The sequence below is a fragment of the Enterobacter sp. ENT03 genome (assembly GCF_019218745.1).
Classification (GTDB): domain Bacteria; phylum Pseudomonadota; class Gammaproteobacteria; order Enterobacterales; family Enterobacteriaceae; genus Enterobacter_D.
The window spans coordinates 12,800-33,237 of the sequence record NZ_JAHUXA010000006.1; the positions used below are offsets into that span (position 1 = coordinate 12,800).

General features: G+C 57.0%; 18 protein-coding genes and 1 pseudogene. 16 read left to right on the top strand and 3 right to left on the bottom strand.

Translation table 11 applies throughout. The features are described 5' to 3' along the window. The first annotated feature begins 79 nt into the window (after nucleotides 1-79). The 11 genes from rpoE (at nucleotide 80) to acpS (ending at nucleotide 9,530) form a co-directional block, all read left to right on the top strand. On the top strand, nucleotides 80-655 hold the full coding sequence (rpoE, locus tag KW828_RS10250; protein WP_072569387.1) for an RNA polymerase sigma factor RpoE: 576 nt from the start codon (nucleotides 80-82) through the stop codon (nucleotides 653-655). 32 nt (nucleotides 656-687) lie between these two features. Continuing rightward, nucleotides 688-1,341: an anti-sigma-E factor RseA gene (gene rseA / locus KW828_RS10255; RefSeq protein ID WP_218336265.1), complete on the top strand. Its 654-nt coding sequence runs from the start codon at nucleotides 688-690 to the stop codon at nucleotides 1,339-1,341. Next, nucleotides 1,341-2,294 carry a sigma-E factor regulatory protein RseB gene (gene rseB / locus KW828_RS10260; RefSeq protein ID WP_218336266.1) on the top strand — a complete coding sequence of 318 codons (954 nt, stop codon included), beginning with the start codon at nucleotides 1,341-1,343 and terminating at the stop codon, nucleotides 2,292-2,294. Before rseA ends, rseB begins: the two co-directional genes overlap by 1 nt. After that, on the top strand, nucleotides 2,291-2,770 hold the full coding sequence (gene rseC, locus KW828_RS10265) for a SoxR-reducing system protein RseC (protein WP_218336267.1): 480 nt from the start codon (nucleotides 2,291-2,293) through the stop codon (nucleotides 2,768-2,770). The genes rseB and rseC overlap by 4 nt, the downstream gene beginning before the upstream one ends. A 181-nt stretch (nucleotides 2,771-2,951) precedes the next feature. Then, a complete protein-coding gene (lepA, locus tag KW828_RS10270) occupies nucleotides 2,952-4,751 on the top strand; it encodes a translation elongation factor 4 (protein WP_218336268.1) in 1,800 nt (599 codons plus the stop codon). Nucleotides 4,752-4,765: 14 nt separating this feature from the next. Continuing rightward, complete coding sequence (gene lepB / locus KW828_RS10275) at nucleotides 4,766-5,740, top strand: signal peptidase I (protein WP_218336269.1); 975 nt, start codon at nucleotides 4,766-4,768, stop codon at nucleotides 5,738-5,740. 210 nt (nucleotides 5,741-5,950) lie between these two features. Beyond that, nucleotides 5,951-6,631, top strand: coding sequence for a ribonuclease III (gene rnc / locus KW828_RS10280; protein ID WP_072569507.1), 681 nt, complete (start codon nucleotides 5,951-5,953; stop codon nucleotides 6,629-6,631). Then, nucleotides 6,628-7,533 carry a GTPase Era gene (gene era, locus KW828_RS10285; RefSeq protein ID WP_218336270.1) on the top strand — a complete coding sequence of 302 codons (906 nt, stop codon included), beginning with the start codon at nucleotides 6,628-6,630 and terminating at the stop codon, nucleotides 7,531-7,533. Before rnc ends, era begins: the two co-directional genes overlap by 4 nt. 133 nt (nucleotides 7,534-7,666) lie before the next feature. Further along, complete coding sequence (gene recO / locus KW828_RS10290) at nucleotides 7,667-8,392, top strand: DNA repair protein RecO (RefSeq protein ID WP_218336395.1); 726 nt, start codon at nucleotides 7,667-7,669, stop codon at nucleotides 8,390-8,392. 26 nt (nucleotides 8,393-8,418) lie between these two features. Next, nucleotides 8,419-9,150: a pyridoxine 5'-phosphate synthase gene (gene pdxJ, locus KW828_RS10295; protein WP_218336271.1), complete on the top strand. Its 732-nt coding sequence runs from the start codon at nucleotides 8,419-8,421 to the stop codon at nucleotides 9,148-9,150. Next, the gene (gene acpS, locus KW828_RS10300; protein ID WP_218336272.1) at nucleotides 9,150-9,530 is read left to right on the top strand and encodes a holo-ACP synthase; all 381 of its coding nucleotides are present in this window, start codon (nucleotides 9,150-9,152) and stop codon (nucleotides 9,528-9,530) included. Before pdxJ ends, acpS begins: the two co-directional genes overlap by 1 nt. Here the strand turns inward: acpS and KW828_RS10305 are convergent. Continuing rightward, nucleotides 9,527-9,787, bottom strand: a complete 261-nt coding sequence (locus tag KW828_RS10305; RefSeq protein ID WP_088219447.1) for a YfhL family 4Fe-4S dicluster ferredoxin — start codon at nucleotides 9,785-9,787, stop codon at nucleotides 9,527-9,529. The genes acpS and KW828_RS10305 overlap by 4 nt on opposite strands. A 56-nt stretch (nucleotides 9,788-9,843) precedes the next feature. Beyond that, nucleotides 9,844-10,692 (bottom strand): MurR/RpiR family transcriptional regulator, encoded by an 849-nt coding sequence (locus tag KW828_RS10310; protein ID WP_218336273.1) that lies wholly within the window; start codon nucleotides 10,690-10,692, stop codon nucleotides 9,844-9,846. A gap of 117 nt (nucleotides 10,693-10,809) precedes the next feature. Between KW828_RS10310 and murQ the strand changes: the two genes are divergently transcribed. The 4 genes and pseudogenes from murQ (at nucleotide 10,810) to tadA (ending at nucleotide 14,281) form a co-directional block, all read left to right on the top strand. Further along, nucleotides 10,810-11,703 carry an N-acetylmuramic acid 6-phosphate etherase gene (murQ, locus tag KW828_RS10315; protein ID WP_218336274.1) on the top strand — a complete coding sequence of 298 codons (894 nt, stop codon included), beginning with the start codon at nucleotides 10,810-10,812 and terminating at the stop codon, nucleotides 11,701-11,703. 10 nt (nucleotides 11,704-11,713) lie between these two features. Beyond that, nucleotides 11,714-13,078, top strand: coding sequence for a PTS transporter subunit EIIC (locus KW828_RS10320; RefSeq protein ID WP_218336275.1), 1,365 nt, complete (start codon nucleotides 11,714-11,716; stop codon nucleotides 13,076-13,078). 3 nt (nucleotides 13,079-13,081) lie between these two features. Further along, complete coding sequence (gene yfhb, locus KW828_RS10325; RefSeq protein WP_218336276.1) at nucleotides 13,082-13,717, top strand: phosphatidylglycerophosphatase C; 636 nt, start codon at nucleotides 13,082-13,084, stop codon at nucleotides 13,715-13,717. A gap of 26 nt (nucleotides 13,718-13,743) precedes the next feature. Further along, nucleotides 13,744-14,281 (top strand): annotated as a pseudogene (tadA, locus tag KW828_RS10330) (tRNA adenosine(34) deaminase TadA). On the opposite strand, the gene mltF reads toward tadA, so the two are convergent. Further along, nucleotides 14,278-15,843 (bottom strand): membrane-bound lytic murein transglycosylase MltF, encoded by a 1,566-nt coding sequence (mltF, locus tag KW828_RS10335; RefSeq protein ID WP_218336278.1) that lies wholly within the window; start codon nucleotides 15,841-15,843, stop codon nucleotides 14,278-14,280. The pseudogene tadA and the gene mltF overlap by 4 nt on opposite strands. Nucleotides 15,844-16,109: 266 nt before the next feature. On the opposite strand from mltF, the gene purL reads away from it, so the two are divergent. Then, nucleotides 16,110-19,997, top strand: coding sequence for a phosphoribosylformylglycinamidine synthase (gene purL, locus KW828_RS10340; protein ID WP_218336279.1), 3,888 nt, complete (start codon nucleotides 16,110-16,112; stop codon nucleotides 19,995-19,997). Nucleotides 19,998-20,438 lie beyond the last annotated feature (441 nt).

Sequence of the window (20,438 nt, forward strand, 5' to 3'; positions counted from 1 at the left end):
ACCTGCTTGCTCATAGTGCAGTGTTGGAGTGGCGTTTCGATTACGCGTGGAAATAGGGTTTGGGGAGACATTACCTCGGATGAGCGAGCAGTTAACGGATCAGGTCCTTGTTGAGCGGGTCCAGAAAGGGGATCAGAAATCGTTTAACTTACTGGTGGTACGCTACCAGCATAAAGTGGCGAGCCTGGTCTCACGTTACGTGCCGTCTGGCGACGTGCCGGACGTAGTACAAGAGTCCTTTATTAAGGCCTATCGCGCGCTGGATTCGTTCCGGGGAGATAGTGCTTTTTACACCTGGCTGTACCGTATTGCGGTGAATACCGCTAAAAATTATCTGGTGGCTCAGGGGCGTCGTCCACCCTCTACCGACGTTGATGCAATTGACGCTGAAAACTTCGAAAGTGGTGGGGCGCTGAAAGAAATTTCGAACCCTGAGAACTTAATGTTGTCTGAAGAATTGCGACAAATTGTTTTCCGAACCATTGAATCGCTTCCCGAAGATTTACGCATGGCAATTACTCTGCGGGAACTGGATGGTCTAAGCTATGAAGAGATAGCCGTCATCATGGATTGCCCGGTAGGTACTGTGCGTTCACGTATCTTCCGTGCGCGGGAAGCCATTGATAATAAAGTTCAACCGCTTATCAGGCGTTGACGATAGCGGGATACTGGAAAAGGTATTTAGGCATGCAGAAAGAACAACTTTCCGCTTTAATGGATGGTGAAATGCTGGATAGCGAGCTCCTCACCGAGCTGTCGCGCGATCCAGAAATGCAAAAAACCTGGCAGAGTTATCATCTCATTCGTGATTCGATGCGAGGTGATACGGCTGATGTCCTGCATTTCGATATTTCAGCCCGCGTCATGGCTGCCATTGAAGACGAACCGCACCGCCAGACGACGCCGCTCATCCCCGAAGCGCAGCCTGCGCCACAGCAATGGCAGAAAATGCCTTTCTGGAGTAAAGTGCGCCCGTGGGCAAGTCAGCTTACCCAAATGGGCGTTGCCGCCTGCGTATCGCTTGCGGTTATTGTCGGCGTCCAGCACTATAACGGCCAGTCTGATGCCACCCAGCAGCCAGAGGCACCGGTATTCAATACCCTGCCAATGATGGGTAAAGCCAGCCCGGTCAGTCTTGGCGTGCCTTCTGATGTCTCCCAACCGGGAGCGGGTCAGCAACAGCAGGTGCAGGAACAGCGTCGCCGAATCAATGCCATGTTGCAGGATTATGAACTGCAACGCCGCCTGCACTCCGAACAGCTTCAGTTTGAGCAGGCACAGACTCAGCAAGCCGCAGTCCAGGTGCCTGGAACGCAAACCTTAGGAACGCAATCGCAGTAATGAAGCAACTTTGGTATGCCATGTCCTTAGTGACGGGTAGCCTGTTTTTCTCCTTCAACGCCTCGGCTGATGTACCGTCCGGGGCGTTGTTGCAGCAGATGAACCTGGCGAGCCAGTCACTCAATTACGAGATGTCTTTCGTCAGCATCAACAAGCAGGGTGTAGAGTCATTACGCTACCGCCATGCCCGTCTTGATAATCAGCCGCTTGCTCAGCTTTTGCAGATGGATGGTCCGCGACGCGAGGTCGTACAGCGCGGCAGCGAAATCAGCTATTTCGAGCCTGGCCTTGAACCGTTCACGCTCAACGGCGATTATATTGTCGATTCCCTTCCGTCGCTGGTTTACACCGACTTCAAACGCATCTCTGCGATTTACGACTTCATCTCCGTAGGCCGTACGCGCATTGCCGATCGCCTGTGCGAAGTGATCCGCGTTGTGGCGCGTGACGGTACCCGCTATAGCTATATCGTCTGGCTGGATTCGGAAAGCAAATTGCCGCTGCGCGTTGACCTGCTGGATCGTGATGGTGAAACGCTGGAGCAGTTCCGCGTTATAGCCTTCTCAGTGGACAGCAAGGTAGGAAACAGCATGCAATCGCTGGCAAAAGCCACTCTGCCGCCGCTGCTTTCCGTGCCGACGGGCGACAAAATCGAATTCAACTGGTCGCCGACCTGGCTGCCGCAGGGCTTCAGTGAAGTGGCCAGCAGCCGCCGCAAATTGCCGACGGTAGATGTGCCGGTTGAATCGCGTCTCTATTCTGATGGATTGTTCAGCTTCTCGGTCAACGTCAACGCCGCCAATCAGAACAGCACCGATCAGATGCTGCGTACCGGACGCCGGACGCTCAATACCACCGTGCGCGGCAACAGCGAAATTACCGTGGTGGGTGAACTCCCGCCGCAGACCGCAAAACGTATTGCGGACAGTCTTAAATTCAGGGCAGCACAATGATCAAAGAGTGGGCAACCGTCGTCTCATGGGAACAGGGTGAAGCCCTGGTAAGCTGCGATGTGAAAGCATCCTGCAGCAGTTGCGCCTCGCGTTCTGGTTGCGGCACTCGCGTGCTCAACAAACTGGGGCCGCAAACCACGCATACGCTGGTGGTGCCGTGCGATCAGCCTCTGATGGCTGGTCAAAAAGTCGAGCTGGGCATTGCCGAAGGCAGTCTGCTTGGTTCCGCAATGTTAGTGTATCTGACACCGCTGGTGGGCATGTTTGTGGTGGCGGGTATATTCCAGACCCTGTTTGGTTACGATCTCGCGGCGCTGGGCGGCGGGGTACTGGGTGGCGTGGGCGGCTTTTTACTTGCACGCGCGCTTTCCCCGAAACTGGCCGCAAAAGACGCGTGGCAGCCGGTGATCCTGAGCGTGGGTTTACCGCCGGATATGCTGCGAGTAGAAACGCCGCACTCAAGCGCCAGTCAATAATTTCACGCCTTTTTGCCTTAATCTTTACAGTACATCAGACAGCGCCGTGGCCTACCACGCCGTACGCGGGATGAGCATTTCCCCGCGTTGGGGTTGTAGTGTAGAATGCGGCGTTTCAGACAACAGACGTGGGCTCAGTACAGCGGCCTCTTAGTTTCCGTAAGGCATAAAATCTCCATATATGAAGAACATACGCAACTTTTCGATCATCGCTCACATTGACCACGGTAAGTCGACGCTGTCTGACCGTATTATCCAGCTTTGCGGCGGCCTGTCCGATCGCGAAATGGCAGCCCAAGTGCTTGATTCCATGGATCTTGAGCGCGAACGCGGCATTACTATTAAAGCGCAAAGCGTTACGCTCGATTACAAAGCATCAGACGGTGAAACCTATCAGCTGAACTTTATCGACACCCCAGGTCACGTTGACTTCTCCTATGAAGTTTCCCGCTCGCTTGCCGCCTGTGAAGGCGCGCTGCTGGTAGTGGATGCCGGTCAGGGCGTGGAAGCGCAGACGCTGGCGAACTGCTACACCGCACTGGAGATGGATCTGCAGGTGGTGCCGGTTCTCAACAAAATCGACCTGCCAGCCGCCGATCCTGAGCGCGTGGCCGAAGAAATTGAAGACATCGTTGGCATTGACGCTGCCGACGCCGTGCGCTGCTCAGCGAAAACCGGCGTGGGCGTAGGTGATGTGCTGGAACGCCTGGTAAAAGAAATCCCGGGTCCGGAAGGCGATCCCAATGCACCGCTGCAGGCGCTGATTATCGACTCCTGGTTCGATAACTACCTGGGCGTGGTCTCCTTGATCCGTGTGAAAAACGGCACCCTGCGTAAGGGCGACAAAGTCAAAGTGATGAGCACCGGTCAGGTCTACAACGCCGATCGTCTGGGCATTTTCACGCCAAAACAGATCGACCGTACTGAACTCAACTGCGGTGAAGTAGGCTGGCTGGTCTGTGCCATTAAAGACATTCTGGGCGCGCCGGTAGGCGATACCCTGACACTTGCACGTAACCCGGCAGACAAAGCGCTGCCAGGCTTTAAAAAGGTGAAACCGCAGGTTTACGCCGGTCTGTTCCCGATTAGCTCTGACGACTACGAAAACTTCCGCGATGCGCTGGGCAAACTCAGCCTCAACGATGCGTCGCTGTTCTATGAGCCAGAAAGTTCCACGGCGCTGGGCTTTGGTTTCCGCTGCGGCTTCCTTGGCCTGCTGCACATGGAGATCATCCAGGAGCGTCTGGAGCGTGAATACGATCTGGAACTTATCACCACCGCGCCAACGGTAGTGTATGAAGTGCAGACAACCGGCAAAGAAGTTATCTATGTTGACAGCCCATCCAAGCTGCCGCCGCTGAACAACATTCAGGAATTGCGCGAACCCATCGCTGAATGTCACATGCTACTGCCGCAGGAATACCTTGGTAACGTGATTACCCTGTGTATCGAGAAACGTGGCGTGCAGACCAACATGGTTTACCACGGTAAACAGGTTGCGCTGACCTATGAAATTCCGATGGCGGAAGTGGTGCTCGACTTCTTCGACCGCCTGAAGTCCACCTCGCGCGGTTATGCGTCACTGGATTACAACTTCAAACGTTTCCAGGCGTCCAACATGGTGCGCGTGGACGTATTGATTAACGGCGAGCGTGTGGACGCCCTGGCGCTGATCACCCACAACGACAATGCCCCGTATCGCGGGCGTGAGTTGGTGGAAAAAATGAAAGAGCTGATCCCGCGTCAGCAATTTGAGATCGCGATCCAGGCGGCCATTGGCAACCATGTCATCGCCCGTTCTACGGTGAAACAGCTGCGTAAAAACGTGCTGGCGAAATGCTACGGCGGCGACGTCAGTCGTAAGAAAAAGCTGTTGCAGAAACAGAAAGACGGTAAGAAGCGTATGAAGCAGGTCGGTAACGTCGAGCTGCCACAGGAAGCGTTCCTCGCCATTCTGCACGTCGGTAAAGACGGCAAATAAATTAAGGAGTTGGCATGGCGAATATGTTTGCCCTGATCCTCGTGATCGCAACGCTGGTGACCGGGCTGTTATGGTGCGTAGATAAATTTATCTTTGCACCCAAGCGCCGTGAACGTCAGGCTGCCGCTCAGGCGGCAACCGGCGAGGCAATCGATCCGAAAACGCTAAAAAAAGTCAGCCCGAAACCAGGCTGGCTGGAAACCGGGGCATCGGTTTTCCCCGTGCTGGCGATCGTGCTGGTGGTGCGTTCGTTTATCTACGAACCTTTCCAGATCCCCTCTGGCTCCATGATGCCTACGCTGCTGATCGGGGATTTCATCCTGGTGGAGAAATTTGCCTACGGGATTAAAGATCCGATTTACCAGCACACCCTGATTGAAACCGGTCACCCGAAACGTGGTGACATCGCGGTATTCAAATACCCGGACGATCCGCGTCTCGACTACATCAAGCGCGTGGTGGGTTTACCGGGTGACAAGGTGAGCTACGATCCGGTTGCCAAGCAGGTTACGGTTCAGCCAGGCTGTCGTTCTGGTCAGGCGTGTGAAAGCGCGCTGCCGATCACTTACTCCAACGTTCAGCCGGGTGATTTTGTGCAGACCTTCGGGCGCAAAAACGGCGGCGAGGCGAGCAGTGGTTTCTTCGCGCTGCCCAAAGGCGAAACGCGTGAGAACGGCATTCGCCTTAACGAACGCAAAGAGACGCTGGGCGATGTCACGCATCGCATCCTGATGGTGCCTATCGCACAGGATCAACTGGGGATGTATTACCAGCAGCCAGGCCAGCAGCTGGCGACCTGGATTGTGCCGCCGGGACATTACTTCATGATGGGTGACAACCGCGATAACAGCGCGGACAGCCGTTACTGGGGCTTTGTGCCGGAAGCGAATCTGGTGGGTCGCGCCACTGCCATCTGGATGAGTTTCGAAAAACAAGAAGGTGAATGGCCAACCGGCGTGCGTTTCAGCCGTATCGGCGGCATTCATTAATTTGTCGGGTTGCAGTCGTAAAGGCCGCAACCCAAATTATTTCTGTGATAAATCTATTCCGGTAACGACATACCCCGCCGTTGTGTATAGAATATTCCCCCGAAGTTTAAGGTTGGCGCTGCAAGGTGCCACGGCACACGAAACCGCGTTGGTTTGCTCAGGTCGGTTTCGTGTGCTGTATTTTTTACGCATTATTTTATTTGGTATCGCATGAACCCCATCGTAATTAATCGGCTTCAACGGAAGCTGGGCTACACTTTTCATCATCAGGAATTGTTGCAGCAGGCATTAACCCATCGCAGTGCCAGCAGTAAGCACAATGAACGTCTCGAATTTTTGGGTGACTCCATTTTAAGCTTTGTGATCGCCAACGCGCTGTATCACCGTTTCCCGCGCGTGGACGAAGGCGACATGAGCCGCATGCGCGCCACGCTGGTGCGCGGTAACACGCTGGCTGAGATCGCCCGTGAGTTCGAGTTAGGCGAATGCCTGCGCCTCGGGCCGGGTGAGCTGAAAAGCGGTGGCTTCCGCCGTGAGTCGATTCTTGCCGATACCGTTGAAGCGCTGATTGGTGGCATTTTCCTCGACAGCGATATTCATAACGTCGAAAGGCTGATCCTCAACTGGTATCAAAGTCGTCTGGACGAAATCAGCCCGGGCGATAAACAAAAAGATCCGAAAACGCGTCTGCAGGAATACCTGCAAGGTCGCCATCTGCCGCTGCCGTCTTATCTGGTGGTGCAGGTGCGTGGCGAAGCGCACGATCAGGAATTTACTATCCACTGCCAGGTAAGTGGTCTGAGCGAACCGGTGGTAGGCACGGGTTCCAGCCGCCGTAAGGCAGAGCAGGCCGCCGCCGAACAGGCGCTTAAGAAACTGGAGCTGGAATGAGCGAAGAAAAAACATACTGCGGATTTGTCGCCATCGTGGGTCGTCCCAACGTTGGCAAATCCACCCTGCTGAATAATCTGCTCGGGCAGAAGATTTCTATTACCTCGCGTAAAGCGCAGACCACCCGTCACCGCATCGTGGGCATCCACACCGAAGGGCCATACCAGGCTATCTACGTGGATACCCCAGGTCTGCACATGGAAGAAAAACGCGCCATCAACCGTCTGATGAACAAAGCGGCGAGCAGCTCAATTGGCGACGTCGAACTGGTTATCTTCGTGGTAGAAGGCACGCGCTGGACGGCGGACGACGAAATGGTGCTGAACAAACTGCGTGATGCCCGCGCTCCGGTTATCCTCGCGGTGAACAAAGTCGACAACGTGCAGGATAAAGCCGATCTGCTGCCGCACCTGCAGTTCCTGGCAAGCCAGATGAACTTCCTCGACATCGTGCCGATGTCTGCGGAAACCGGTATGAACGTTGATACGGTAGCCGGGATTGTGCGTAAGCATCTGCCGGAAGCAATCCATCACTTCCCGGAAGATTACATCACCGATCGCTCCCAGCGCTTTATGGCGTCGGAAATCATCCGTGAAAAACTGATGCGTTTCCTCGGCGCAGAGCTGCCTTATTCCGTGACGGTTGAGATCGAGCGTTTTGTCACCAACGAGCGCGGCGGTTACGACATCAACGGTCTGATCCTCGTCGAGCGCGAAGGGCAGAAGAAAATGGTCATTGGCAACAAGGGCGCGAAAATCAAAACCATCGGTATTGAAGCCCGTAAAGACATGCAGGACATGTTCGAAGCCCCTGTACACCTTGAGCTGTGGGTAAAAGTTAAATCCGGCTGGGCCGATGACGAGCGCGCCCTGCGTAGTCTTGGTTACACCGACGACATGTAAGTGTCTCATACTCTATGGTTTTCGAGGTGCGGGAAGGCGGCAAGGCCGTGAATCTCCGGGAGCTTACTCCGGTAAGTGACCGGAGTGAACGGGCGCAGCCAACGCACCTGCAACTTGAAAGACGACGAGTATGATGGATGGATGGCAGCGAGCCTTTGTCCTTCACAGTCGTCCGTGGAGCGAAACCAGCCTGATGCTGGACGTCTTCACGGAAGAATCGGGTCGCGTGCGCCTGGTTGCAAAAGGCGCACGTTCCAAACGCTCCAGCCTTAAAGGCGCATTACAACCCTTTACTCCTCTGCTGCTCCGCTTTGGCGGGCGTGGCGACGTCAAAACCCTGCGCAGCGCCGAAGCCGTCTCTCTGGCACTTCCCTTAAGCGGTATTACGCTCTACAGCGGCCTGTACATCAACGAGCTGATTTCGCGCGTGCTGGAACACGAGACGCGCTTCTCTGAACTGTTCTTTGAGTACCTGCACTGTATCCAGGCGCTGGCTGGCGTCAGCGGCTCGCCGGAAGCCATTCTGCGCCGCTTTGAACTGGCGCTGCTCAGTCATTTGGGATACGGCATCGATTTTCTGCACTGCGCCGGCAGCGGTGATGCGGTGGACGACACCATGACCTACCGCTATCGCGAAGAGAAAGGTTTTATCGCCAGTATCGTTATCGATAACCGCACCTTTACCGGGCGTCACCTGCGGGCGCTGGCTGAACGCGACTTTCCCGATGCCGACACGCTGAAGGCCGCGAAACGCTTTACCCGCATGGCCTTAAAGCCGTATCTTGGCGGCAAGCCGTTAAAAAGCCGGGAACTGTTTCGCCAGTTCATTCCTAAGCGCGCGGCACCCGATCCCCAATAAAATGAAAATGTCATACGAGGACTGTCATGGCTGAATTACTGTTAGGCGTCAACATCGATCACATTGCCACATTGCGTAATGCGCGCGGCACGGCGTACCCGGATCCGGTGCAGGCGGCGTTTATTGCTGAGCAGGCGGGAGCAGATGGCATTACCGTGCATCTGCGTGAAGATCGCCGTCACATTACCGATCGTGACGTGAAGATCCTGCGCCAGACGCTGGACACGCGCATGAATCTGGAAATGGCCGTGACCGATGAGATGCTGGACATTGCCTGTGACACCCGCCCGCATTTTTGCTGCCTGGTGCCGGAAAAGCGTCAGGAAGTGACCACCGAAGGTGGCCTTGATGTCGCAGGCCAGCGTGAAAAAATGCGCGCTGCCTGCACGCGTCTTGCTGAGGCAGGCATCCTGGTGTCGCTGTTTATCGACGCCGACGAAGCACAGATCAAAGCCGCCGCTGATGTGGGTGCGCCCTACATCGAGATCCACACCGGCTGCTACGCCGATGCCGAAGACGAAGCAACCCAGGCCCGCGAACTGGAACGCATCGCGAAAGCGGCGACCTATGCCGCCAGCCTCGGTCTGAAGGTGAACGCCGGACACGGCCTGACGTACCACAATGTTAAAGCCATCGCCGCGCTGCCGGAGATGCACGAGCTGAACATCGGTCACGCGATTATTGGCCGCGCGGTAATGAGCGGGCTGAAAGAGGCGGTCAGCGAAATGAAACGTCTGATGCTGGAAGCGCGCCGGTAATGGCAATCCTCGGACTGGGTACGGATATTGTCGAAATCGCCCGTATCGACGCGGTGATCGCCCGTAGCGGCGATCGCCTGGCAAAACGCGTACTCAGCGAAAACGAGTGGGCCATCTGGGAGACGCACCAGCAGCCGGTGCGCTTTCTGGCGAAACGCTTTGCGGTGAAAGAGGCGGCGGCAAAAGCGTTCGGCACCGGCATTCGCAACGGGCTGGCCTTTAATCAGTTTGAAGTTTACAACGATGAACTGGGCAAGCCGAGTCTGCGGTTATGGGGTGAAGCGCAGAAGCTGGCAGAACAGATGGGCGTCAGATCGATGCACGTCTCGCTGGCGGATGAGCGCCACTACGCCTGTGCGACGGTGATTATCGAAAGCTAGATTTTATCGGCGTGATGCAGCAGCACGAACTTATCCCACAGCTGTTCGTTATTTTCGACATGTGCCGGATCTTTTAAGATGGTATTCGGGATCGGGCACACCTTCTGGCAGGTTGGCGTTTCGTAATGGCCGACACACTCTGTGCAGCGGTCGCTGTTGATTTCGTAAATGCTGTCACCCATCGAAATGGCCTCATTCGGACACTCCGGTTCGCACATATCGCAATTTATGCATTTTTTGGTGATCAACAGCGCCATCAGGAAAATCTCAGAAGCAACACAAACAGGGCGGGCATTATACGCCCAAATTGTGTTCAGACCAGTTTTTTTACCAACTGCTCACTGTGGCGAATTCGCTCCGGCGCGTGCTCAATATCCTGCTGCACCAGCGCCATAAATAACAGATCCGTTAACATCATCTGCGCGCTCGACGAGGAGATCGCCGCGCTGCGCGTCGCCTGCTCTTCGGCAATGGTGTACAGACAGTGCGAGGCCCGCTGTTGCAGCGTGTTGGGCGTAAAGCCGGTAATGGCGAGGATCCTGCCGCCGACGCGGAAGGTTTCGTCTGCCGCCAGGTTGATTTCCCGCCGCTCGCCGGAATAGGACACCGCTACCAGCACATCCCCCGGCCCCAGCGCCTGCACCGTTGCCAGCAACGCATGCATATCCTGTTCGACGACGGCGTTATAACCGATTTTCAGCAGCTTCCAGCCAAAGTTACGCGCCACCAGCCCCGACGCGCCGATACCGGTCAGCACAATGCGCCGCGCGCCGCGCAGCAGCTGCACGCTCTCCCGCAGTTTCTCTTCCGTGTTCACATCCAGGGTGGCGTGCATCGCGTTCACGTTGTCCTGGATCAGTTTTTCGCCCACCAGACGCAGCGGATCGTCGCCGCGGATCTGATTATGCAACGGCACGGCCTGCGCATCCGTGTGGCTGACCAGCGCTTCGCTGATCGCCAGCTTTAATGCCGGAAACCCTTTAAAGCCGAGCTTCTGGGAGAACTTCACCACGCTCGACTGGCTGACGCCCGCTTCCTGAGCCAACTGTTGTGAGCTGAGGTGGCGGGCCTCGTCCGGCTGCGCCAGAATAAAATCCGCCAGCTTCTTATCGCTCAGCGCCAGCCCTGGATAGCGCTGACGGATGCGAATCAAACAGTTCATAGGCTTTCCCCGACAAAATGTGACAGTGGTTGCAAATAGACATTCCGCTGGCATGAATGAATATAATATTCCATCATGTCGCGGTTAAAGTGAATAAAAAATTCTTGAGGTCGAAACATGAATCTTGGCTTACTGGTATCAGAAACACGCAACTCGCAGACAATGGATTTAGATGCCTTGTCGACCATCGAACTGGTTAACCGTTTTAATCAACAGGATACGCTGGTCGCCCTGGCAGTGAAAGAAACATTACCTGAGGTGGCAAAAGCGGTGGATGCCGCCGCCGCCGCGCTAAAAGCCGGAGGACGCCTCATTTATATGGGCGCGGGTACCAGCGGGCGGCTGGGGGTGCTGGATGCTTCCGAATGTCCACCCACTTTCGGCGTGCCGCATGGGCTGGTGGTCGGGCTGATTGCTGGCGGGCCGGGCGCGCTGCTTAAAGCCGTGGAAGGCGCGGAAGACGATCCGCAGCTGGGGGAGGGGGATTTACAGGCGCTGGATCTGAAGCCAGAAGATCTGGTGGTCGGGCTGGCCGCCTCCGGGCGCACCCCCTATGTCATCGGCGGGCTGAACTACGCCCGCACGACAGGCTGCACCACGGTGGCGATCTCCTGTAATCCCGGCTCGCCGATCGCACAGATCGCCGACATTGCCATCTCCCCGGTGGTCGGCCCGGAAGCGCTGACCGGCTCTACGCGCCTGAAATCCGGCACCGCGCAAAAACTGGTGCTCAATATGATCTCCACCGGGGCGATGGTGAAGTTCGGCAAGGTCTATCAGAACCTGATGGTGGATATGAAAGCCACCAACATTAAACTGGTGGATCGCGCCTGCCGCATGGTGGTGGAAGCCACGGGGGCTGCCCGCAGCGATGCCGAGGCGATCCTCAAACAAACCGACTATGACGTGAAACCGGCGATCCTGATGATCCTCACCGGGCTGGATGCCGCCGCCGCGCGGGCAAAACTCGCAGCACATCAGGGCTTTTTACGTGCAGCATTAGAAAATTAACGAGGCGGCTATGGATAAAACGACAACGCTGGCCAGTGAGATCCTGCGGGGTATTGGCGGGCAGCAAAATATTTCGCGGCTGGAAAACTGCATGACGCGGGTGCGCGTCGAAGTACATGACGATGCACTGCTGGATATTGCAGGCTTAAAAAAACTTCCCGGCGTCAGCGGCTATGTGAAGCAAGGGGAGCAGCATCAACTGATTGTCGGTCCCGGCAAAGCCGCGCAGGTGGTGGATGCCATGCAAGCGCTGATGCGCGAACAGGGCGAGACACCGCTTACCGGTGATGTTGAGCGCAACAAAGCGCAGGCCAAAAGCAAATACAAAGCGCCGATGAGCGATGGGCTGCGCATGCTGGCGAACGTTTTCATTCCGCTTATTCCGGCCTTTATCGCCTCCGGGCTTATCACCGGCATCATTAATATCCTCAAACGCCCGGATATTGTCGGTGATGTGGCGACCCAGTATCCCAACCTGCTCGGCCTGCTGGCGATATTCGGCAGCGCGGTGTTTGCCATTATGAACATCCTGGTCGGCGTGAATACCGCGAAAGTCTTTGGCGGCTCGCAGGCGTTAGGCGGCGTGATGGCGGGAATTATGTCCAGCCCACAGCTCGCGCAAATTACTCTGTTCGGGGAACTGCTACAGCCGGGACGCGGCGGGGTGATCGCCGTGCTGCTGGTGGTGGCGCTGATGTGCTGGATTGAAAAGCGCCTGCGCGCGCTGCTTCCAGGCTCCATTGAGCTGATCCTCAACCCGCTGCTGACCACGCTCATCACCGGCGCGATTGCGATTGTGGCGCTGCAACCGCTGGGCGGCTGGATCTCCGAAGCCATTGCCCACGGCGCGTCCTGGGCTATCGATCGTGGTGGCTTCCTGGTCGGGGCAGTGATGGCGGGTACTTTCCTGCCGTTGGTGCTCACCGGGCTGCATCAGGGTCTGGTGCCGATCCATGTCGAACTGGTGCAGGCGCACGGTTATAACGCGCTGCTGCCGATCCTGTCGATGGCGGGTGTCGGTCAGGTGGGTGCGGCCATTGCCGTGCTGATGAAAACCCGTAACAGTCGCCTGAAAAAGCTCTGCAAAGGGGCGCTGCCGGTAGGATTGCTGGGCATTGGCGAACCACTGATTTTTGGTGTCACGCTGCCGCTCGGCAAGCCGTTTTTGGGCGCCTGTCTGGGCGGCGCAGTGGGCGGGGCGCTGATCAGCTATTTTAAAGTGGCGACGGTGATCACTTTTGGCATTTCCGGTTTACCGCTGGCGTTAACGATTGTCACCGGAAAAGTCGCGCTCTATCTGTTAGGCTATTTAGTGGCGGTTATTGCCGGGTTCATTTTTACCTGGCTTTTAGGGTTCAACGATCCAGAGGAGTAAGGTTTGGCTAACAGCGAGCGTCGTGTCGTTTTTTTTGACCTGGATGGAACACTTCATCAGCAGGATATGTTTGGTACTTTCTTGCGTTATCTGTTGCGTCGTCAGCCACTGAATGCGTTGCTCGTCCTGCCATTGCTGCCCATTATCGGCGGCGCGTTACTGATCAAAGGACGCGCCGCGCGCTGGCCGATGAGCCTGTTGTTGTGGGGATGCACCTGGGGCCACAGTGAAGCGCGCCTGAAACAGCTGGAAAAAGAGTTTGTCGCCTGGTTCCGCACCAAAGTCACTGCGTTCCCGGTGGTACAGGATCGACTGACCAACTATCTTGCAGCCTCTGACGCCGACATCTGGCTGATCACCGGTTCGCCGCAGCCGCTGGTGGAACAGGTCTATTTTGATACCCCCTGGCTGCCGCGTGTGAATCTGATCGCAAGCCAGGTTCACCGTCGTTACGGCGGCTGGGTGCTGACCATGCGCTGCCTGGGGCATGAAAAGGTCGTGCAGCTGGAGCGTAAAATCGGGACGCCGCTGCGACTGTACAGTGGCTACAGCGACAGCAAGCAAGATAACCCGCTGTTGTATTTCTGCCAGCACCGCTGGCGGGTGACGCCACGCGGCGAGCTTCAACAACTGGAATAGTGCCTGATACATAGCGACTGTGTATAATGCGCCCCGCTTTTATCACTGGAGTGCTATCCCTTGTCCGACGCTGAATTAACCCATGAATACTGGATGCGCCATGCGCTTACGCTTGCTCAGCGCGCCTGGGATGAAGGGGAAGTCCCGGTCGGGGCGGTGCTGGTGCATAACAACCAGGTTATTGGCGAAGGCTGGAACCGGCCCATTGGCCGACACGATCCCACCGCCCACGCCGAAATCATGGCGCTGCGGCAGGGCGGGCTGGTACAGCAAAACTACCGTCTGCTGGACACCACGCTGTATGTCACGCTGGAGCCGTGCGTCATGTGCGCAGGCGCGATGGTGCACAGCCGTATCGGGCGTCTGATCTTCGGCGCGCGGGATGCGAAAACCGGCGCGGCAGGATCGCTCATCGACGTGCTGCACCATCCGGGCATGAATCATCGGGTAGAGGTGGTTGAAGGTATTCTGCGCGACGAGTGCGCCGGGATGCTGAGCGCCTTTTTCCGTCAGCGGCGGGCGGAGAAAAAAGCGCTGAAAAAGGGCGCGACCGACGTGCTTTAAGGTGCTGGTTTCCGTGCCGGCGGCAGTTGCGCCGGTGCCTGGGGCAGCACCAGGGGCGATCGCCCAAACACATCTGCCGGTGAAAAGGCGCTGAAGGGCAGCACGCCCTCGTGAGGCGTATCCAGTTCATCCATATCCACCACCGGATAGCTTTGCGCCAGGCGCCGCGCATCCGCCGCCTGTTTTTCTTTCTCCTGCAAATAGCCCACCAGGCTTATCTGATACTTACGGATATTTTCCACATAGGCATAGGCTTCATGGCCGCGCGCATAGCCGTAGGTGAGTTTGCTGTACCAGGGTTTCTGGCTCAGCAGCGGCAGACGCTGTTTAACATCAGACCAGCTGTCCGGGTTGCCTTTGGTGCGGGCAGTCAGCGCCCTGGCGTCCAGCATGTGCGCGTAGCCCATGTTATAGGCCGCCAGCGCATACCAGATCCGCTCTTCTTCCGGCACGGTTTCCGGTACTTTTGCCATCATGTCCTGCAGATAACGCGCGCCGCCGCTGATGCTCTGCTCGGCATCGGTGCGATCGCTCAGGCCAAGGCTCTGGGCGGTATTTTTGGTGAGCATCATTAAGCCACGCACGCCGGTCGGCGAAGTGGCCTGGGTATCCCAGTGGGATTCCTGATACGAAATCGCCGCCAGCAGCCTCCAGTCGATATTCTGCGCGTATTTCTCAAACAGCGGTTGCAGTTCCGGCAGCACATTGTCCACTGCCCGCAGGAAGGAGCGGGTATCGACATAATCGAAGCCCTCACCGTGGCCGAGATACTTCTCCTCCAGCCGCGCCAGGGTACCGTCTTCATTAATATTATTGAAGAAATCAAGCATTGCCGCAGACAGGGTGTTATCGCTGTCTTTATGCGTAAACCAGGTCACCGGCTGCTCATCACTGATGTCCAGCGCCACCGCCAGCTCCGGATGTACTCGCTGAAACAGGCTGATGGCGACGGAATCCGCTACGGTATACGCCAGTTTGCCGTCCGCCACCTGTTGCAGCAAAGCGCCAGTGCCCTGCTTCTCATCCACCCTCCAGCTCAGCTCCGGGTACTTCTGATCTTTAAGCGCCTGCAGGTCATTGATGGCGACATGGCCTGGCGCAATCGTCAGCTGCGAGGCGTTCACTTCCGCCAGCGAGCGCGGGCGATAGCTGCCCACCCGGTATACCAGTTGCTGCGAGACGGAATAATAGATCGGCCCGGCCTGATAGTTACGCACGCGCTCGCTGTTATACACCAGCCCGGCGGCCAGCATATCGGCGTGGTCATTGTCGAGGTCGTCAAACAGCTGGCTGATGTTCTGGCGCACCGTGATTTTCAGCTTCACGCCCAGATAATCCGCAAACTGCTGCGCGAGTTCGTAATCCAGACCGTAAGTCTTGTCATCGATGGCGGTCCAGGTGAGGGGGGAAACCAGCGTACTGACGCGCAGCTCGCCACGCGCCTGAATGGCGGCGATGCGGTTTTCGGCTTTACTGGACCAGGGGATGGAGGGCCACAGCGCCGCTGCCAGCAGCAGGGTGACGATGCCGATCAGCAGATAATTAAGCTTTAATTTTTTCAATTAGTTAATTCTCTGCGCCGCGCGAGTCCTGAGTAGATGCTGCCCTGATAACATGAATAAGTGGTGAAGAATGAGCGGCATTTTGCTTAACAATAAGGCAGTTGGCAACTAATTCGCGAAGCGGCAGGGGCTAAGCCGCACAAACCGCGCCGATTTTATTTCCACGCAAACGGTTTCGTCGGCGCTCACTATTCTCTATAATGTGCCCGTTTTCCCCACCTTGCGCATACGTAAAGCGTCACCGACGCGCTAAAGACGAGAGACTTATGATGGAAATTCTGCGTGGTTCGCCTGCCCTGTCTGCCTTCCGTATTAACAAATTGCTGGCACGTTTTCAGGCGGCCAACCTTCCTGTAAGCAACATTTACGCCGAGTATGTCCATTTTGCCGATCTCACCGCCCCGTTAAATGCTGACCAACACGCCCAGCTGGCGCGTTTGCTGCAGTACGGTCCGGCGCTCGCCAGCCATACCCCGTCGGGCAAGCTGATCCTCGTGACGCCGCGTCCTGGCACCATTTCGCCCTGGTCATCGAAAGCCACCGATATTGCTCACAACTGCGGTCTGGATGCAATCAGCCGCCTTGAGCGCGGCGTGGCCTGGTATGTTGAGGCGGTGGAACTGAACGTGGCACAGTGGCAGGTCGTGGCAGACGAACTGCATGACCGCATGATGGAAACGGTGTTCACGGCGCTGGATGACGCGCAGCAGCTGTTTGCCCATCATCAGCCTGCACCGGTCGCCAGCGTGGATATGCTGGGGCAGGGACGGCAGGCGCTGAATGACGCGAACCTCCGTCTGGGGCTGGCGCTGGCGGAAGACGAAATTGACTATCTGTTTGATGCGTTTACCCGTCTGGGCCGCAACCCGAACGACATCGAACTTTATATGTTTGCGCAGGCGAACTCCGAACACTGCCGTCACAAGATCTTCAACGCTGACTGGGTGATCGACGGCGAACAGCAGCCGAAATCGCTGTTTAAAATGATCAAGAACACCTTTGAACAGACCCCGGATCACGTGCTGTCGGCCTATAAAGACAACGCCGCGGTGATGGAAGGTTCAGAGGTGGGGCGTTTTTATGCCAGCCATGAAGAAGGACGCTACGACTTCCACCAGGAGCCGACGCATATCCTGATGAAGGTCGAAACCCATAACCACCCGACGGCGATCTCGCCATGGCCGGGTGCGGCGACCGGCTCCGGCGGTGAAATTCGTGACGAAGGTGCCACCGGGCGCGGCGCGAAACCGAAAGCGGGGCTGGTGGGCTTCTCTGTTTCCAACCTGCGTATTCCGGGCTTTGAACAGCCGTGGGAAGAAGATTTCGGCAAGCCGGATCGTATCGTCACCGCGCTGGATATTATGACCGACGGCCCGCTCGGCGGCGCAGCCTTTAACAATGAATTCGGTCGTCCGGCGCTGAACGGCTATTTCCGTACCTATGAAGAGAAAGTGAACAGCCATAACGGCGAAGAGCTGCGCGGTTATCATAAACCGATCATGCTGGCGGGCGGGATCGGCAACATTCGCGCCGATCACGTGCAAAAAGGCGAGATCAACGTGGGCGCGAAACTGATCGTGCTGGGCGGCCCGGCGATGAACATCGGCCTGGGCGGCGGCGCGGCATCGTCGATGGCTTCGGGCCAGTCTGATGCCGATCTCGATTTTGCTTCCGTACAGCGCGATAACCCGGAAATGGAGCGTCGTTGCCAGGAAGTGATCGACCGCTGCTGGCAGCTCGGCGAGGCCAACCCGATCCTGTTTATCCACGATGTTGGCGCAGGCGGTCTGTCCAATGCCATGCCGGAGCTGGTGAGCGACGGCAATCGTGGAGGTCGTTTCGATCTGCGGAAGATCCTCAGCGATGAGCCAGGCATGAGTCCGCTGGAAATCTGGTGTAACGAATCTCAGGAGCGTTACGTGCTGGCGGTGGCCGCCGACCAGTTACCGCTGTTCGATGCCCTGTGCCGTCGTGAACGCGCACCTTATGCGGTGATCGGTGAAGCCACCGAAGAGATGCACTTAAGCCTTGCTGACAGCCATTTCGACAACCAGCCGATCGACATGCCGCTGGACGTGCTGCTGGGCAAAACGCCGAAAATGACCCGTAATGTGCAGACGCGCAAAGCGGCAGGCGAAGCCTTTGAACGGCAGAACATCACCGTGGCGGAAGCGGTAAACCGTGTGCTTCATCTGCCGGCTGTCGCCGAGAAAACCTTCCTTATCACCATCGGCGACCGCAGCGTCACCGGAATGGTGGCCCGCGATCAGATGGTGGGTCCGTGGCAGGTGCCGGTAGCAAACTGTGCCGTCACCACGGCCAGCCTCGACAGCTACTATGGCGAAGCCATGTCGCTGGGTGAACGTGCGCCGGTAGCGCTGCTCGACTTTGCCGCCTCTGCCCGTCTGGCGGTGGGCGAAGCCCTGACGAATATCGCCGCCACGCAGATTGGCGACATCAAACGCATTAAGCTTTCCGCAAACTGGATGGCTGCTGCCGGTCACCCTGGCGAAGACGCAGGTCTGTATGAGGCTGTGAAAGCGGTGGGCGAAGAGCTTTGCCCGGCGCTCGGCCTGACCATCCCGGTGGGTAAAGACTCCATGTCGATGAAAACTCGCTGGCAGGACGGCAACGAGCAGCGCGAAATGACCTCGCCGCTGTCGCTGGTGATCACCGCTTTTGCCCGCGTCGAAGATGTGCGTCATACCATCACGCCACAGCTTTCTACCGACGATAACGCACTGTTGCTGATCGATCTGGGGCGCGGCCATAACGCGCTGGGCGCAACGGCGCTGGCGCAGGTGTATCGTCAGCTGGGCGACAAACCGGCAGACGTGCGCGACGTGGCACAGCTGAAAGGCTTCTACGACGCTATCCAGGCGCTGGTGGCGGGACGCCAGCTGCTGGCCTATCACGATCGCTCTGACGGCGGTCTGCTGGTGACGCTGGCAGAAATGGCCTTTGCCGGTCACTGTGGCATCGAAGCTGATATTGCCGCGCTGGGCGACGATCGCCTCGCGGCACTGTTTAACGAAGAGCTGGGGGCGGTGATCCAGGTTCGCGCCGCTGACCGCGAGGCGGTGGAAAACATTTTAAGCAAACACGGTCTGGCAGACTGTGTGCACTATCTGGGTAAAGCCGTCGCGGGGGATCGCTTTACGCTCACCGCCGGTCAACAGGCGGTGTTCAGCGAAAGCCGCACCACCTTGCGTATGTGGTGGGCAGAAACCACCTGGCAGATGCAGCGCCTGCGCGATAACCCGGAATGCGCCGACCAGGAGCATCAGGCAAAAGCTAACGATGCCGATCCGGGGCTGAACGTGAAGCTCTCCTTCGACATTAACGACGATATTGCCGCGCCGTACATCGCCACCGGTGCGCGTCCGAAAGTGGCCGTACTGCGCGAGCAGGGCGTGAACTCCCATGTTGAAATGGCGGCGGCATTCTACCGCGCGGGTTTCGACGCCATCGACGTGCACATGAGCGATCTGCTGGCGGGCCGTACCGGCCTGGATGATTTCCAGGCGCTGGTGGCGTGCGGCGGCTTCTCTTACGGTGACGTGCTGGGGGCAGGCGAGGGCTGGGCGAAATCCATTCTGTTCAACAACCGCGTGCGCGATACCTTCGAAACCTTCTTCCATCGTCCACAAACGCTGGCGCTGGGCGTGTGCAACGGTTGCCAGATGATGTCCAACCTGCGCGAGCTGATCCCCGGCAGCGATCTGTGGCCGCGTTTTGTGCGTAACCACTCCGACCGCTTTGAAGCCCGCTTCAGCCTGGTGGAAGTCACGCAAAGCCCGTCGCTGCTATTGCAGGGCATGGTGGGTTCGCAGATGCCGATTGCCGTTTCCCACGGCGAAGGCCGCGTGGAAGTGCGTGACGATGCGCATCTGGCGGCGCTGGAAAGCAAAGGCCTGGTGGCGCTGCGTTTTGTCGATAACAGCGGCAAGGTGACGCAGACCTATCCGGCAAACCCGAATGGCTCACCGAACGGCATCACGGCGGTAACGTCGGAAAACGGTCGCGTCACGCTGATGATGCCGCACCCGGAGCGCGTATTCCGTACCGTCAGCAACTCCTGGCACCCGGAAAACTGGGGGGAGGACAGCCCGTGGATGCGTATCTTCCGTAACGCCCGTAAGCAACTGGGATAATGCTCACACGCCACTGTCGGTATTGCCCGACAGTGGCGCTTTTAGCTGTCTCTTTTTGGCGACATTTAATTCATTGATTTAAAAGGCTATTATTTTAGTGTTACTGAGGTGTTGTTTTTTAGCGACAGTACGTTGAAAAAGCGAGCAGGCTAAGTAACCCCTTTGAAATAATAAAATCCTTTTAATTCAATGGCTAAATAATTAACCCTGTACATTGGCACGAGTTGTGCATATTATTACCCAGTGGCTCATTCACCTCCTTGTGTCAGCCCCTTCGGGACGCGCTACACAAACTCAGAATGACGCACAAAAAGGTGCCTGCCGTCCAACTGCTGATCATAGCCTTGCTATTTCAGACCCCGGGCGAAACGTCGAGTAAGGCACCGCCTATTCCAGATAAAGCCGGGTAATTCCCGGCTTTGTTGTTTCTGCCGTAGCGTA

Coding starts and splice junctions, on each gene's coding strand:
- acpS (WP_218336272.1), top strand. CDS start 9,150: ATGGCAATCCTCGGACTGGGTACGGATATTGTCGAAATCGCCCGTATC.
- rseC (WP_218336267.1), top strand. CDS start 2,291: ATGATCAAAGAGTGGGCAACCGTCGTCTCATGGGAACAGGGTGAAGCC.
- murQ (WP_218336274.1), top strand. CDS start 10,810: ATGAATCTTGGCTTACTGGTATCAGAAACACGCAACTCGCAGACAATG.
- KW828_RS10320 (WP_218336275.1), top strand. CDS start 11,714: ATGGATAAAACGACAACGCTGGCCAGTGAGATCCTGCGGGGTATTGGC.
- lepB (WP_218336269.1), top strand. CDS start 4,766: ATGGCGAATATGTTTGCCCTGATCCTCGTGATCGCAACGCTGGTGACC.
- pdxJ (WP_218336271.1), top strand. CDS start 8,419: ATGGCTGAATTACTGTTAGGCGTCAACATCGATCACATTGCCACATTG.
- purL (WP_218336279.1), top strand. CDS start 16,110: ATGATGGAAATTCTGCGTGGTTCGCCTGCCCTGTCTGCCTTCCGTATT.
- rpoE (WP_072569387.1), top strand. CDS start 80: ATGAGCGAGCAGTTAACGGATCAGGTCCTTGTTGAGCGGGTCCAGAAA.
- rnc (WP_072569507.1), top strand. CDS start 5,951: ATGAACCCCATCGTAATTAATCGGCTTCAACGGAAGCTGGGCTACACT.
- era (WP_218336270.1), top strand. CDS start 6,628: ATGAGCGAAGAAAAAACATACTGCGGATTTGTCGCCATCGTGGGTCGT.
- recO (WP_218336395.1), top strand. CDS start 7,667: ATGGATGGATGGCAGCGAGCCTTTGTCCTTCACAGTCGTCCGTGGAGC.
- KW828_RS10310 (WP_218336273.1), bottom strand. CDS start 10,692: ATGAACTGTTTGATTCGCATCCGTCAGCGCTATCCAGGGCTGGCGCTG.
- KW828_RS10305 (WP_088219447.1), bottom strand. CDS start 9,787: ATGGCGCTGTTGATCACCAAAAAATGCATAAATTGCGATATGTGCGAA.
- rseA (WP_218336265.1), top strand. CDS start 688: ATGCAGAAAGAACAACTTTCCGCTTTAATGGATGGTGAAATGCTGGAT.
- rseB (WP_218336266.1), top strand. CDS start 1,341: ATGAAGCAACTTTGGTATGCCATGTCCTTAGTGACGGGTAGCCTGTTT.
- lepA (WP_218336268.1), top strand. CDS start 2,952: ATGAAGAACATACGCAACTTTTCGATCATCGCTCACATTGACCACGGT.